Source organism: Nocardioides sp. LMS-CY (genome assembly GCF_018732145.1).
GTDB lineage: Bacteria > Actinomycetota > Actinomycetes > Propionibacteriales > Nocardioidaceae > Nocardioides > Nocardioides soli.
Map to the genome: position 1 here is coordinate 520026 of NZ_CP076104.1, position 13750 is coordinate 533775.

13 protein-coding genes and 1 tRNA gene are annotated in these 13750 nt (G+C 73.5%); 6 read left to right on the forward strand and 8 right to left on the reverse strand.

The features are described from left to right. Window positions 1–8: 8 nt before the first annotated feature. Both KM427_RS02490 and KM427_RS02495 read left to right on the forward strand, forming a co-directional pair. On the forward strand, window positions 9–617 hold the full coding sequence (locus tag KM427_RS02490) for a TIGR03086 family metal-binding protein (protein ID WP_215526145.1): 609 nt from the start codon (window positions 9–11) through the stop codon (window positions 615–617). A gap of 58 nt (window positions 618–675) precedes the next feature. Continuing rightward, window positions 676–765, forward strand: a tRNA-Ser gene (locus tag KM427_RS02495). A gap of 109 nt (window positions 766–874) precedes the next feature. Here KM427_RS02495 and KM427_RS02500 read toward each other — a convergent pair. Next, window positions 875–1324, reverse strand: coding sequence for a hypothetical protein (locus tag KM427_RS02500; protein WP_183592463.1), 450 nt, complete (start codon window positions 1322–1324; stop codon window positions 875–877). 76 nt (window positions 1325–1400) lie between these two features. Here KM427_RS02500 and KM427_RS02505 point away from each other — a divergent pair, with 76 nt between their 5' ends. From KM427_RS02505 to KM427_RS02515, 3 genes are all read left to right on the forward strand, one after another. Next, on the forward strand, window positions 1401–1928 hold the full coding sequence (locus tag KM427_RS02505; RefSeq protein ID WP_215526146.1) for a gamma carbonic anhydrase family protein: 528 nt from the start codon (window positions 1401–1403) through the stop codon (window positions 1926–1928). A 125-nt stretch (window positions 1929–2053) separates the two neighbouring features. Further along, window positions 2054–2926, forward strand: a complete 873-nt coding sequence (locus KM427_RS02510; RefSeq protein ID WP_215526147.1) for an AAA family ATPase — start codon at window positions 2054–2056, stop codon at window positions 2924–2926. Further along, window positions 2923–4287, forward strand: a complete 1365-nt coding sequence (locus KM427_RS02515) for a vWA domain-containing protein (protein WP_215526148.1) — start codon at window positions 2923–2925, stop codon at window positions 4285–4287. Before KM427_RS02510 ends, KM427_RS02515 begins: the two co-directional genes overlap by 4 nt. Window positions 4288–4382: 95 nt before the next feature. On the opposite strand, the gene KM427_RS02520 is transcribed toward KM427_RS02515, so the two are convergent. The 7 genes from KM427_RS02520 to KM427_RS02550 all read right to left on the reverse strand — a co-directional run bounded on the left by KM427_RS02520 (window position 4383) and on the right by KM427_RS02550 (window position 12118). Further along, window positions 4383–5672, reverse strand: coding sequence for a hypothetical protein (locus KM427_RS02520; protein ID WP_215526149.1), 1290 nt, complete (start codon window positions 5670–5672; stop codon window positions 4383–4385). Continuing rightward, window positions 5669–6565: an ESX secretion-associated protein EspG gene (locus tag KM427_RS02525; RefSeq protein WP_215526150.1), complete on the reverse strand. Its 897-nt coding sequence runs from the start codon at window positions 6563–6565 to the stop codon at window positions 5669–5671. The genes KM427_RS02520 and KM427_RS02525 overlap by 4 nt, the downstream gene beginning before the upstream one ends. 9 nt (window positions 6566–6574) lie before the next feature. After that, window positions 6575–6988 carry a hypothetical protein gene (locus KM427_RS02530; RefSeq protein WP_252274984.1) on the reverse strand — a complete coding sequence of 138 codons (414 nt, stop codon included), beginning with the start codon at window positions 6986–6988 and terminating at the stop codon, window positions 6575–6577. A 13-nt stretch (window positions 6989–7001) separates the two neighbouring features. Further along, complete coding sequence (locus KM427_RS02535) at window positions 7002–8381, reverse strand: alpha/beta hydrolase family protein (RefSeq protein ID WP_215526151.1); 1380 nt, start codon at window positions 8379–8381, stop codon at window positions 7002–7004. After that, window positions 8378–8824, reverse strand: coding sequence for a hypothetical protein (locus KM427_RS02540; protein WP_215526152.1), 447 nt, complete (start codon window positions 8822–8824; stop codon window positions 8378–8380). The genes KM427_RS02535 and KM427_RS02540 overlap by 4 nt, the downstream gene beginning before the upstream one ends. Window positions 8825–8897: 73 nt before the next feature. Continuing rightward, complete coding sequence (locus KM427_RS02545; RefSeq protein WP_215526153.1) at window positions 8898–10079, reverse strand: pyridoxal phosphate-dependent aminotransferase; 1182 nt, start codon at window positions 10077–10079, stop codon at window positions 8898–8900. A gap of 566 nt (window positions 10080–10645) precedes the next feature. Further along, complete coding sequence (locus KM427_RS02550; RefSeq protein WP_215526154.1) at window positions 10646–12118, reverse strand: FAD-binding protein; 1473 nt, start codon at window positions 12116–12118, stop codon at window positions 10646–10648. 141 nt (window positions 12119–12259) lie between these two features. Here KM427_RS02550 and KM427_RS02555 point away from each other — a divergent pair, with 141 nt between their 5' ends. Further along, window positions 12260–13747, forward strand: coding sequence for a potassium/proton antiporter (locus tag KM427_RS02555; protein WP_215527494.1), 1488 nt, complete (start codon window positions 12260–12262; stop codon window positions 13745–13747). The last annotated feature ends 3 nt before the right edge of the window (window positions 13748–13750 follow it).

Sequence of the window (13750 nt, forward strand, 5' to 3'; positions counted from 1 at the left end):
GCCCGCCGATGAGTCTCGGGCGTGGGCCGGGTCGGACCTGCATGGACCCGATCGACTTCGCCCCGGCCGTCCACGCGGTCACCCGCATCGTCACCGGCATCGACGACACCGATCTCGCCCGGCCCACGCCGTGTGCCGGGCTCACGGTCGCCGACCTGCTCGACCACCTCGACGGCCTGACGCTGGCCTTCACGCTCGCGGCGACGAAGGAGTCGGCACCGGGTGGTGGCGCGTCATTCGACGGCTCGCGGCTCGGCCTGGGCTGGCGTGCGGAGATCCCCGCCGGCCTCGACCGCCTCGCCGCCGCGTGGTCCGACCCCGCGGCGTACGCCGGCATGACGCTGGCCGGCCCGATCGAGATGCCGTCCGAGATCGCGGCACTGGTCGCCCTCGACGAGGTCGTCGTGCACGGCTGGGACCTGGCCCGGGCCACCGCACAGACCTACGACCCCGGCGCCGACGCCGTGCTGGCCTGCCTGGCCTTCGCCGAGGGCTTCGAGGTGCCGGAGGGCGCCGGCGCCGGCCCCTTCGGCCCGCCGGTCCCGGTCGCCGCCGACGCGCCCCCGCTGGACCGGCTCGCCGGCGCGACCGGTCGCAACCCGGGCTGGACGCCCTGAGTGACACGGCACCCACGCGATTTCACCCGCTCCCACCGCCTCCGGTACTCTCTCCGGCGGTGGCGTGTCCGAGCGGCCTAAGGAGAACGCCTCGAAAGCGTTTGTGGGTGCAAGCCCACCGAGGGTTCAAATCCCTCCGCCACCGCCAGGGGCTGCGGAACGAGATCCGGAGCCTGGGAGAAAGTCCGAAGACGCCGTCTCGTGGTCCGGAAGGGTCGCGAGGCGGCGTCTTCGTCTCTCGGATGCGACGCCGCCGATCACGGTGCCGGTGCGCCCGCCCACGGTGGCGAGTGCAGTCCGAGGTAGGCGCGGGCACGGGGCCGCGGGTCGCGCCAGTACTGGTGCGGCATGCGGGAGTAGTGCTCGTCGCAGAACTCGGCCAGGTCCGCGTCGATCTCGACCACCTCGAGGGGGCCACCCTCGAAGTCGGCGTTCGCGGCCAGCAGGTCGCCCTCGCGGTTCCAGCCCGAGTGGTCGAAGGCCCACCCGTTCCAGGTCGCGAACGCGTGGAACACCTGCCGCTCGCCTGGGAACCGGACGGCGGCGATGCCGATCGGCTCCTCCGGATAGGACTCGCGACACGTCCACGCCAGGATGTGACACGCCCCGGCGGCGAAGAACGCCTGGTCGGATCTCTCCCAGGCGACCCGCTGGTCGGCTCGCTCGAGAGCAGTGCGCCGGAACACCCCGGCCGCGGTCGCGGTCATGTGCGACAACCCTACGAGGTCGCGTGGACGGGCCCTGCGGGCCGGGTGGCGAGGGGCGGCCGACCAGAATGGGCGCATGCCGCTGTTCGAGTTCGAGGGCAAGCGCCCGAGCGTCCATCCCGAGGCCTTCGTCGCGCCGACCGCGACCCTGATCGGTGACGTGACCGTCGAGGCCGGGGCCAGCGTCTGGTACGGCGCGGTGCTGCGCGCCGACATCTGCACGATCGTGGTCCGTGAGGGCGCCAACGTGCAGGACAACTCGGTACTGCACGCCGCGCCGGGGGAGACGCTGGTGGTGGGCCGCAACGCGACCATCGGCCACAGCTGCGTCGTGCACTGTCGGGAGGTCGGCGAGCAGGCGCTGATCGGCAACGGGTCCACGCTGCTCGACCACGCGGTGATCGGTCCGCGCACGCTGGTCGCGGCGGGCTCCGTGGTCACGCCGGGAACCGAGCTGCCCGGCGCGATGGTGGTGAGCGGCATCCCCGCGAAGCCGACCAAGCCGGTCGAGGGCAGCTCGTCGGCGCTCTGGGTCGAGCAGAACGCGCCGTACTACCAGGAGCTCGCCAAGCGGCACGCCGCCGGCGCCGGCGAGATCGGTTAGGGATAGCCAGCGACGAACTGGTCGTTCCCGAGCACCGGGAACAACCAGTTCGTCTGTGGCTATCCCCCTGGGTTCCTGTATGAGCCAGCGACCGACCGCACCGAGGGTTGGGCGAGGATGGGGACATGCCGCAGCCGAGCACCTGGTTCTCCTCGCCCGACGACGCCGCGACCCGCCTGGCGGGATCGGGCTACCTCGCCGATCCGGCGACGGCGATCACGGCGTACCTCGCGGGCGTCCTGGAGAAGCCGTTGCTCGTCGAGGGGCCGGCCGGGGTCGGCAAGACCGAGCTCGCCAAGGCGGTCGCTCGCGTGACGGGGGCCGAGCTGGTGCGGCTGCAGTGCTACGAGGGGCTCGACGAGGCGCGGGCGCTCTACGAGTGGAACTACAAGAAGCAGCTGCTCCGCATCCAGGCCTCCGGCGACCAGTCGTGGGAGGAGACCCACGACGACATCTTCACCGACGAGTTCCTGCTCACCCGACCGCTGCTGTCCGCGATCCGGCGCGACGAGCCGACCGTGCTGCTCATCGACGAGGTCGACAAGACCGACGTCGAGGTCGAGGGACTGCTGCTGGAGGTGCTGTCGGACTTCCAGGTGACGATCCCCGAGCTCGGCACGGTGGCCGCCGTACGCCGTCCCTTCGTGGTGCTCACCTCGAACGCGACCCGCGAGCTGTCGGAGGCCGTCAAGCGACGCTGCCTCTACCTGCACCTCGACTACCCCGACGCCGAGCGCGAGCGCGAGATCGTGACCAGCCAGGTGCCCGACCTCGAGGAGCGCACCGCCCGGATGCTCGTCGAGGTGGTGCACCGGCTGCGCGACCTCGACCTGAAGAAGGCGCCGTCGATCGCCGAGTCGGTCGACTGGGCCCGGACCCTGGTGGCGCTCGAGATCCGCGACCTCGACCCCACGACGATCGACGACACCCTCGGCGTCCTGCTCAAGCACCACTCCGACCGGGAGAAGGCCATGAAGGAGCTGAGGTTCGCGGGATGACCTCGGGGCTGGTCGACCGCCACATCTCCTTCCTGGAGGCGCTGCGCGCTGCCGGGATGTCGGTATCGCTCGCCGAGGACCTCGACGCCGTCGCCGCGCTCGGCGCCGTCGACTGGGACCGGCGCGAGACCGTGCGGGCGGCGTACGCCGCGACGCTGGTGAAGAAGCAGAGCCAGCGGGCGACGTTCGACGCGCTCTTCGACGTCTACTTCCCGCGCATGGTCGGCGACGGCGCGGCCGGGCAGCGCGACGACGCGAACCGCGTGGTCGACAACGCCCAGGCCCTGGCGGCCTTCCGCGACCAGCTGGTCGACGCGCTGGCCGAGGGCGACCGGCAGGCGATGCTCGACCTGGCCGCCGAGATGGTCGCCCGCTTCGGCGCGATGCCGGGGCGCGGGCCGGGGCTGTCGTCGTGGTCGGCGTACACCGCCCTGCAGCGGGTCTCGCCCCAGGAGCTGGTCGACCGGATCGCGCAGGCGCTGCTCGGCGAGGGCCGCCTGGAGGACGCCCGCGTCGAGGCGCGCCGCCGGACCGGCGAGCTCACCGGTCTCGTGGAGGCCGACGCGCGTCGGCGGATCGCCGAGGAGAAGGGTCCCGAGCACGTCGCGAACGTCGCGCTGCGACCGTCGATCGACCGCATCGACTTCACCGCCGCGCGCAAGGCCGACCTCGACGAGATGCGCCGCGAGATCTACCCGCTCGCCCGCCGGCTCGCCACTCGCCTGACCCAGGAGCACCACGCGAAGCGGCGTGGCCCGCTGGACTTCCGGCGTACCGTGCGCGCCTCGATCTCCACCGGCGGCGTCCCGCTCGTCACCCATCACCGGCCGAAGCGGCCGCATCGCACCGAGCTCGTCGTGCTGTGCGACGTGAGCGGGTCGGTGGCGAACTTCGCGCAGTTCACGCTGCTGCTCGTCTACGCGCTGCGCGACCAGTTCGAGAAGGTCCGGGCCTTCACGTTCATCGACCACGTGCACGAGGTCACCTCGCACTTCCGTCCCGGCGCCGACCCCGGCGACGTGCTCGCCGGCCTCGCCGCCAGCACCGCCCACGCCGCGCTGTGGGGGCGCACGAACTACGGACGCGCGCTGGCCAAGTTCGAGGAGTCGTACGCCGATGCGCTCGGGCCCCGGTCGTCGCTGCTGATCCTCGGCGACGCGCGCTCCAACTACAGCGACCTGCACCTCGACGTGCTGCGGCGGCTGGCCGGGTCGGCCAAGCACTCCTGGTGGCTCAACCCCGAGCACCGCCGCCACTGGGACACCGGTGACTCCGCTGCGTCGAAGTACGGCGAGATCGTGCCGATGGTGGAGTGCCGCAACCTCACCCAGCTCGGGGAGTTCGTGCACGACATCCTGTGAGCCACCGGGATGCCGGGATAGTCCGTCACGTTCTGGTGGTGGTCTCGCCCGGTCGGACAACCAGAACGTGACGGACTATCCCGATCGGCGACGACCTACGACAGGTACCCCAGCCCCCGCAGGTCGTCGATCGCGCGGACCAGGTCGGGGTGGTCGGAGGCGTCGGCGAGGCGGGCTCCGGCGATGTAGCGCTCGGCCGTGGACTCGGCGCCGGCGCCGTCGAAGACGACCGTGAGGCGGTTGTCGGAGGCGGCGTTGACGAGCGAGCCGAGCAGCGCGACCGGGTCGCTGCGGTCCTCGAGGCTGAGCATCCGGGTGGTCCGCGGCACCCGGGGGACCAGCGCCGAGGGCGCGCCGGCGGTGACCACCCGGTCGACGTCGAAGAGCGGGGACTCGGCCATCGCCGCGATGTCGAGCGCGGTGGGTCCGCCCTGGGCGTGGCCGACCAGCAGCACCCGCGCATGGTCGTCGTGCCGGCGGATCGCGCCCTCGAGCGTGCGGGTGACGCGGTCGGCGTACGGCAGGTGGTCGCCCCCGACCAGGCGCAGGGGCCGGCCGGAGCGGCCGTGCGGGCCGGGCAGGAAGGCGACGTACGCCCCGGGAGCCACCCGCTGCACGGCCACCGACCGGGTGACGGCGAACAGCCGGATCATCAGGTCCTCGAGTCCGGAGGGCGGCCCGTCGGAGGCGTGCTCGGGTGGTGCGTCGTCGCCCCGCTCGCCCGGGTCGGTGGCGACGTCGCGCAGCGCCGCGCCGAGGTCGACGGCGAACGGGCCCTCGCCCAGCGCCGCCATCCCGCCGCGGGAGGCGGCCGGCCCGCGGTCGCCGGCCAGCACGGGAGTCGCGAGCAGGGAGCGCATCCGCAGCCCGTCGACCAGGCCGCCGACGGTGACGGCGTGTTCGAGCAGCTCGGGGTGCCGGCCCGCGAGCTCGTCGAGGAACCCGGCGACCCCCTCGCGGTCGAGCGCGTCGGTCTCGATCAGCCCGGCCGACACCACGTCGCCGCCGAGCGCCACGTCGGGGGCGAGGTAGCCGACCGCGCGGGCCGCGACGCTGCCCAGCGTCCGCTGTGCTGTCGCCTGGAGGTCGTCGGCCCAGCGGTAGGTCCGTACGGTCGCGCGGACGGCGAGCGCGTCGGCGTCCAGCTCCACCGAGCGGGCCAGCAGTCCGTGGCGGCCGGTGGTGGCGGCGCGGGTCTCGTCGTCGAACCGCGCCCAGGTCGCGGGCGCGAGCTCGGCGGAGTCGGCGACCTCGGGGTCGCGGAGCACCCGCTCGCCGAGGCCGGCGCGGGTGCGCATCTCGCTGCCCGCGGCATCGAAGAGGTCGGCGAGCCGCATCAGGGGCTCGTAGCGGTCGGGGCCGTCGTCGAGGGTCTGCTGGGTCACCGGGCCACCTCGGCGAGCACGGGGGCCAGCGCGAGCGCGAGCTCGGGGGGTGTCACGCGCAGGACGGTCATCCGGCTGACGCTAGCGACCCGACGCGGTCGCAGGGAACGCCACCCGTCGGCGAGCAGCAGCCACGACACCACGCCGACCACCTCGGTGGTCGCGCCGGAGACGTCGGCGACCAGCGCGCGGAGCCGCCCCCGGCACTCCGAGGTGAGCCCTTCGAGCAGGGTGAGCAGGTCGAGCTCCGGCAGCGGAGCTCCGCCGGGGCCGCGGCAGTCGGTGGCGTGCTCGGCCACCAGCACCGACAGCAGGTCGTGCCGCCCGCTCCGAGCCGCCTCGGCCGCGGCGTCCAGCAGCTCGTACGGGAGGTCGAGGCCGTCGGGGACGGCCGAGGAGCCGACGGCGACCGTCTCGGGCAGCACCGCGGCCCGGGCCAGCTCCTCGCCCCACCGGTCGACCGGGAACCAGGCGAGCTCGAAGACGATGCCGTCGGCGGTCGCCAGCGCCGCGACGGCGCCCCCGGACTGTCGGTGCCACGCCTTCGTGCGGCCGGGACCGGCGCGTACGTCGAGGTCGAGCGCGACCGTGGGCGCCGCGATCAGCCCGACGGCGCCGAGCAGGCCCTCGTCGACCGCGTCGCCGTGCAGGAGTCCGCGCCGGGTGAGGGCGGCGTCGGGCTCGGGCAGCGCCGCGAGCGCGTCGAGGTAGGCCGACTCGTCCGCGCCCGCGGACCCGGTGGGTCGGATGTCGAACGGCAGCGGCGCGTCGCCGGCGCGCTCCGCCACCAGGCGGAGCTCCGGGAGGGTGAGCGTGAGCCGCCGGGGCAGCGCGGCGAGCAGGCCGACCGGAGCGGGGGTCACGGGCGCGACGCCCAGGTCGATGGTCGGCATGGGCGGCGGTCAGAGCCCCGGCAGGTCGAGCGTGAGCCAGTCGCGGTGGCCCGGTGGCGGGGTCGGCACGGTGGCGCCGGTCTGCGCGAGCAACTGGGTCGCGCGGCGCTCGGTGTCGGCGATGGCCTCCTTGAGCCGGTCGACCTCGCGTCGGTGGGCGGTGAGGGCCTCGGCTGCGTCGTCGTGGCGGCCGGCGGCCTCGCGCAGACGGCCCGCCCGGATCCGGAGCCGTTCATCGAGTGCGGCCGCGACCCGGCCGGTCCGGCCGGCACCCTCGGTGCCCGCGACCAGTCGGTCGGCGAGCGTGCGGAGGTCGGCGCCCTGCGCGCGGAGCTCTGCCGCTCGTCTGCGCATCACCTCGGAGTCGCCGTACATCGCCTGCCTCCCGTCGCGGGTCAGTGGCTCGCATTCCCGCAGCACCACGGATCAAAACCGCTCAACGGTGGCGAGCGACCTGGAACACCCGGCTCGACACCTCCGCCGACCGACCGAGGTACCCGCGGTCGCGCAGCCCGTCGACATGGTCGACCACGGTCGGGTCGGTCGACGCGTCCACCGCCGCCGCACCCGCGCGGTAGTGGTCGTAGCCGTGCTCGCCCGCGACCGTGCCGTCGCCGGGGTGGGCGAAGCGCACCGTGACCTGCTCCACCCGGTCGGGGTTGTCGGCTCCGTCGAGCAGCGGCACGATGTCGCCGCGATGCTCGAGCGACAGCACCCGGACCCCGTCGGGGAAGCCACCCAGGTGCGCGGTCGGCGAGCCGGCGGTGACGACGTCGGTGATCGCGAAGCCGGTGTCGCGACCGGCCAGCGCCGCCGCTTCCATGCCGCCGAGCGAGTGGCCGACCAGCAGCACCGGCTCGTCCGGTCGCACTCCGGCATCGGCCAGCGCGTGCAGGATCCCGCGCTGGTACGCCGTGCTCGTGCCCGCCGCGGACCGGAGATCGGTGCCGATGTCGCGCACGTCGCGGTCCTGGGTCCAGGGCAGCGTCGCCAGGTCGTCGGTGCCGGGCAGGTAGACGACGTGCCGGGCGCGGTCGGTGCCGGGGTCGAGGCTCTGCACCTCGATGGTGCCATTGTCCGCGGAGCCGGCCTCGGGGGACAGCGCGGCGACCTGGGCGAGGTGATCGACGAGGTCGGCGACCGAGGCGGGCTGACGGCGACTGGCGCGGACCCGGAGATCGGGGCGCGGCGTGGTGACCGGGTCGCCGTCGGCATAGGCCAGGGCCAGCAGGGTCGTCGCGGCCCGCCGGTCGATCGCCGCGAGTGGGCCGAGCCCGGTGAGCAGTCCACCGCCGCCGTTGACCAGGTGCTGGACGATGCGTGGATGGTCGACCAGCCACCGCTGCAGGTCGGCACCGAGGCGGGCGCGGGCCTCGGGCGGCAGCGTGGACGCGGTGGCGAGCGCGACCGGCCCGGCCAGGCGCAGGACCATGCCGGCCATCAGACCGAGTCGCCAGTCGAGAGCGTCGATCGCCACCCGGGCGGCGACGTCGCTGGCCTCCAGCCCGTCGAGCGCCGCGCGGATCAGTACCGCGGTCGCCTCCCAGCCGGCGGAGCCGGGCAGCAGGCCGAGCGGCCCGGTCGTCGCCGCGACCAGGGCGGCCTCGGCCTCGGCGAACGTCGGTGGCGACAGCGGGGCGGACGCCAGCAGGTCGGGGTCGGCGAGCAGTCTGGCCCCGGACAGCGCCCACGCGCGCTGGCGGTCCGCCGCGGCGTCGATCGCGTCGGCCAGGCCGCGGACGGCGTCGTACGTCGCCTCGATGCTGCCGGACCCGCCGCGGACGTCGGTGATGCGCGCCGCTCCGTCGTCGGTCACGGCAGCCCCGGCAGGTCGACGGAGAGCCAGTCGAGGTGCCCGGGCGGCGGTGGCCGGAAGTGCGCCAGCACCTCGTCGACGGGGTCCGGCGCGAGCGCGGTGAGCCCGTCGAAGACGCCGTGGGCCAGGTCGGACAGCCGCGTATGGGCGGCGTCGACGAGCTGGGCGGCCTGTTGCTCGATCGCGGCGATCAGGTCCTGGAGCTGCTGCACCCGGGCGGCGTGCTGGTCGAGGGCGTCCGCCGCGTCGTCGTGGAGGGCCGCAGTGTGCCGCAGCGCGTCGAGCTGCAGGCCGGTCTGCGCGCGCATCGCGTCGGCGGCCAGGCCGTCCCAGGCCACCCGGTCGATCGCCGCGGCGAGGTCGGTCGCGACGTCGCGGATCTGCGCCGCGCGGTCGCGCAGCTGCCCGGCCAGGCCGTGGATCGCGGTGGCGTCGCCGTACATCTCGTCCCCTCCCGCGACCCGTGGATCGGGTCGTCGGTGGGGAGGGTCACCAGAGCGCCGCTGTGGAGAAACCTCAGCGGTCGAGGCCTGTGGAGAGCCGCTCCAGGGCCTGCTCGATCTCGCTGCCGGGACCCGCGAAGCTCATCCGCACGAACCGGGGCCCGTCGACGGTGTCGAAGTCGATGCCCGGCGCCATCGCGACGCCGGTACGAGCGAGCAGGTCGTGGCAGAACGCCATCGTGTCGTCGGTGAGGTGACCGACGTCGGCGTACATGTAGAACGCGCCGTCCGCCGGCGCCAGCTCGGTGATGCCGATCCGGGGCAGGCCGTCGAGGAGGAGCCGGCGGTTCTCGGCGTAGCGGGCGACGTGGCCGTCGAGCTCGGCGTACGTCGCCTCGTCGAACGCCGCGAGGCAAGCCCGCTGCGCGATCACCGGCGGGCAGATCGTGAAGTTGCCGGTCAGCACGTCGACCGCGCGGCGCAGCCGCTCGGGGACGAGCATCCAGCCGATCCGCCAGCCGGTCATCGAGAAGTACTTGCTGAAGCTGGAGAAGACGACCGCCTCGCGGCTGGTCTCCCAGGCGCTGCGCGCCAGGTGGGGCTCTGTCATCTCTGGGCGGTACTCGATGCCGTGGTAGATCTCGTCGGAGATCAGCTGGATGCGCTGCTCCTCGCAGTACGTCGCGAGCGCGGCCAGCTCGCCCGGCAGCAGCATCGTGCCGGTGGGGTTCGCGGGGCTGGCCACGACCAGGCCCTTGATGCCGCCGAGCTGGCTGAGCTGCTCCACGGTCGGCTGGAACCGGGTCTCCGGGCCGGTCGGGATCTCGACGACCTCGCAGCCGAGCGCGGTGAGCACGTTGCGGTAGCAGGGGTAGCCCGGCCGCGCCATCGCCACCCGGTCGCCGACCTCGAACGCCGCCAGGAAGGCCAGCAGGAAGCCGCCGCTGCTCCCCGTCGTCACCACGACCTCGTCCGGGTCGACCTCGATGCCGTGCGCCCGCTTGTGATGCCGGGCGATCGCCTGGCGCAGCTCGAGGATGCCGGTCGCCGGCGTGTAGCCGAGCGGGTCGCCCGAGTCGAGCAGCCGCTTGGCCTCCTCGCGCACCGGGGCCGGCGCCCCGGTCATCGGCTGACCGGCCAGCAGGTTGAGCAGGTCGCCGTGGGTGCGCTGGCGGGCCGCCGAGGCCGCCAGCAGGTCCATCACGTGGAACGGCGGCACGTTCGCCCGGCTGGCCACCTGGAAGCGGTCGGTCATGGGGCGACTGTACGGGCCGTGCGGGTTTTGGCTGCCGGCAGCCGAAACCCGCGCGACATGCCGGTCGGCCTCGGAGTGTCGTGCGGGTTCTGGCTGTCAGCAGCCGAACCCGCAGCGTGCCGGTGGTCGAGGAGGGCGTTCCGCGCCGGTTGTGGGGGCACGGTGGTTGAGGAGGGCGTTCTGCGCCCGTCTCGAAACCTCCGTGCCGACTGTCGGGCTTGAGCCTGCCTCTCGTCTCACCGGGTTTCGAGACGCGTCGCTCGGCCCTCGCTCCGCTTCGGTCCGAGCCGACGCTCCTCAACCTTCGCCGCTTCTCGCTGCCCTCGCGAGCTCGGGCGGCGGCGGCTCGACCCGACGCTCCTCAACCTTCGCCGCTTCTCGCTGCCCTCGCGAGCTCGGGCGGCGGCGGCTCGACCCGACGCTCCTCAACCTTCGCCGCTTCTCGCTGCCCTCGCGAGCTCGGGCGGCGGCGGCTCGACCCGACGCTCCTCAACCTTCGCCGCTTCTCACTGCCCTCGCGAGCTCGGGCAGCGACGGCTCGACCCGACGCTCCTCGACCTTCGCCGCTACTCGCGATCCTCGCGAGCTCGGATCGCGGCGGCTCGCCCCGCCCGGCGGCCGAAGAACGAGCCCTCGCCGAGCTGGGTGCCGGAGCAGTAGCCCTTGCCGTCCTGGGCGATGTTGGACGCGCACGCGCCGGCGGCGTACAGGCCGGGGACCCCCGAGCCGTCGGCGCGCAGCGCCTCGCCGTCGACCGAGACCCGGATGCCGCCGAGGGTGAAGCCGGCGTACATCGCGTGGCCGAGCCGGAGGTCGAAGACCGCCCAAGGGCCGGCGTCCTGCGGGGCGAGCCAGTCGGGCGACTTGTGGAAGTCGAGGTCCTCGCCGGCGGCGGCCATCTTGTTGTAGCGCTCGAGCGTGGCCGCGACCGAGCCCGCCGGCAGCCCGAGCGCGGACTCGAGCTCGGCGATGGTCTCGAAGCCGTCGATCAGCGGCACCAGGGGGAACTTCGGGTACTCGACATGCTCGCTGTCGACGATCAGGTACGCCGCGTGGTCCTCCTGCTCCATCACGAACTGCGACGTGCGCGAGTGGTAGCAGTCCTCGGCCACGAACCGCTCGCCCCGCTTGTTCACGATGAAGCCCGTCATCAGCGCCGACGGCGGGTAGAACGGCGCGGTGATGAACGGCTCGTCCATGTGCTTGAGCTCCGCGCCGGCCGACGCGCCGAGCCGGATGCCCAGGCCGTCGTCGTACGTCGAGCCCAGCGTGAACGGCTTCTCGGCGAGGGCGGGCGTGTACGCCGCGACCATGTCCGGGTTCATCACGAAGCCGCCGGCCGCGAGCACCACGGCCGGGGCCGCGATGACACCGGTCGAGTCGAACGACCGCCACGCGACGCCCACGACGGCGCCGGACGACACGACGAGGTTGGTCGCCCCGGTCTCGTAGCGGACCTCGACGCCCGCCTCGTCGACCCGCGCGCGCAGCAGGTCCATCACCATCTTGGTGCCCTCGGTGTCGCCGGGCACCGGCACCTTGTGGCCGCGCGGTGCGGGCGCGGCCTGCTCCTTGAACGGCCAGACCTTCTCGTTGCCGGTGAACATCAGCCCCTCGGTGCCGGGCTGGATCACCGCCTTCTCGGGGTAGTAGGACCGCTCGAACTCGAAGCCCAGCGCCTCGAGCCACCCGAAGTGCTCGACCGACCCGTCGCAGTAGGCGCGGATCTTCTCGTGCTCCGGCTCCTTGGAGACGGACACGAGGTAGGCGTACATCTCGTCGGCGGAGTCCGACCAGCCGGTCGCCTGCTGCACGGGCGTGCCGCCGCCGAGGTAGAAGTGGCCGCCCGACATCGACGACGTGCCGCCGTGCACGGAGGCCCGCTCGAGCAGCAGCACCCGCGCCCCGGCGCGCGCCGCCTCGAGGGCCGCGCAGCCGCCCGCGATGCCGAAGCCGACGACGACGACGTCGTACCGCTCCGTGTCGTCGGTCAGCACGGAGGCGTCGAGGGCCTCGGGGATGGCGGTTCCGCTGCTCATGGGGCAAATCTAGAACAAGTTCCATTTGTTGGCGACGAGTCGGACACCGTCGACAGGTGGTCGACCCGGCACCGATAGAATGCGGCCCCGCCCGACGATCGCCAAGGTAGGCCTGTGTCGTTCGACGTCCACGACCTCGACATGTTCGTGCTGGTCGGGTCGGCCGTCACCCTCCTCGCCATCCTGGCCGTCCGGGTCTCGTCGAAGGCCGGTCTGCCCAGCCTGTTGATGTACCTGCTCATGGGCGTGGTCCTGGGCGAGGCCGGCCTCGGCATCCAGTTCGAGAACGCCGAGCTCGCGCACGCGCTGGGCTTCGCCGCCCTCGCGGTCATCCTCGCCGAGGGTGGCCTGACCACCAACTGGCACGAGATGCGGGCCTCGATCCGGCTCGGCGTCTCGCTGGCGACCATCGGCGTCGCGATCTCGGTGCTCATCGTCGCGCTCGGTGCGCACTACATCCTCGGGCTGCCGTGGGAGCTCGCGGTGATCCTGGGCGCCGTGACGTCGCCGACCGACGCGGCCGCGGTGTTCTCCGTGCTGCGCGTGGTGCCGCTCCCGAAGAAGCTCACGGGCTCGCTGGAGACCGAGTCCGGTCTCAACGATGCCCCGACCGTCGTACTCGTCACGCTGGTGTCCTCGGGCGCCGTCGACGAGCACGGCCCGCTGGGGCTGGTCGGCATCATCGGCTACGAGCTCGCCGCCGGCACCCTGATCGGTCTGGCGGCCGGGTTCGGCGGCGCCTGGGTGATGCGCCGCGCGGCGCTGCCGTCCTCCGGCCTCTACCCGCTGGCCGTGCTGACTCTCGCCTTCCTCGGGTACGGCATCGCGACGTCGGTCCACGCCTCCGGCTTCGCCGCGGTGTACGTCGCCGGGCTGGTGCTCGGGAACTCGGAGCTGCCCCACCGTGCCGCCACCCGCTCGTTCGCCGAGGGCCTGGCGTGGCTGGCGCAGATCGGGCTGTTCGTGATGCTCGGCCTGCTGCTGTCTCCGGGGCGGATCAACCTCGAGATCGTCGGTCTCGCCGTGGTCGCCGGCCTGATCCTGACCCTGGTGGCGCGGCCCGTGTCGGTGCTGGTCAGCTCGATCGTGCAGCCGATGCCGCGGCGCGAGCTCGCGTTCATCTCCTGGGCGGGCCTGCGTGGCGCCGTGCCGATCGTGCTGATGACGATCCCGCTCGCCGAGGGCGTCGACCAGGCCGAGCGGCTCTTCGACATCGTCTTCGTGATGGTCGTCATCTACACCGTGCTCACCGGCCCGACCCTGCCGGCCGTGGCCCGGGTGCTCAAGGTCGCGCGCCGCTCCGAGCCGCGCGGCCTCGACGTCGAGGCGGCGCCCCTGGAGCGGGTCGCGGCCGACCTGCTCCAGGTGTCGATCAGCCCGAGCTCCCGGATGCACGGCGTCGAGGTCGGCGAGCTGCGGCTGCCGCCGGGGGCCTCGGTGTCGATGGTGATCCGCGACGGCCAGACGATCGTCCCCGAGCGCCGTACCGTGCTGCGGCACGGCGACGACCTGCTGGTCGTCACGCCTCGCAAGCTCCGCGAGCAGACCGAGGAGCGGCTGCGCCAGGTGAGCGCGCACGGCCGGCTGGCCCAGTGGCTCGGCGACCGGAAGGGTCGGCCGCAACGCTGACCG

Bases quoted from the DNA above. Each gene is read 5' to 3' on its own strand.
- KM427_RS02505 (WP_215526146.1), top strand. From the start codon at position 1,401: ATGCCGCTGTTCGAGTTCGAGGGCAAGCGCCCGAGCGTCCATCCCGAG.
- KM427_RS02515 (WP_215526148.1), top strand. From the start codon at position 2,923: ATGACCTCGGGGCTGGTCGACCGCCACATCTCCTTCCTGGAGGCGCTG.
- KM427_RS02545 (WP_215526153.1), bottom strand. From the start codon at position 10,079: ATGACCGACCGCTTCCAGGTGGCCAGCCGGGCGAACGTGCCGCCGTTC.
- KM427_RS02555 (WP_215527494.1), top strand. From the start codon at position 12,260: ATGTTCGTGCTGGTCGGGTCGGCCGTCACCCTCCTCGCCATCCTGGCC.
- KM427_RS02540 (WP_215526152.1), bottom strand. From the start codon at position 8,824: ATGTACGGCGACGCCACCGCGATCCACGGCCTGGCCGGGCAGCTGCGC.
- KM427_RS02500 (WP_183592463.1), bottom strand. From the start codon at position 1,324: ATGACCGCGACCGCGGCCGGGGTGTTCCGGCGCACTGCTCTCGAGCGA.
- KM427_RS02510 (WP_215526147.1), top strand. From the start codon at position 2,054: ATGCCGCAGCCGAGCACCTGGTTCTCCTCGCCCGACGACGCCGCGACC.
- KM427_RS02525 (WP_215526150.1), bottom strand. From the start codon at position 6,565: ATGCCGACCATCGACCTGGGCGTCGCGCCCGTGACCCCCGCTCCGGTC.
- KM427_RS02550 (WP_215526154.1), bottom strand. From the start codon at position 12,118: ATGAGCAGCGGAACCGCCATCCCCGAGGCCCTCGACGCCTCCGTGCTG.
- KM427_RS02490 (WP_215526145.1), top strand. From the start codon at position 9: ATGAGTCTCGGGCGTGGGCCGGGTCGGACCTGCATGGACCCGATCGAC.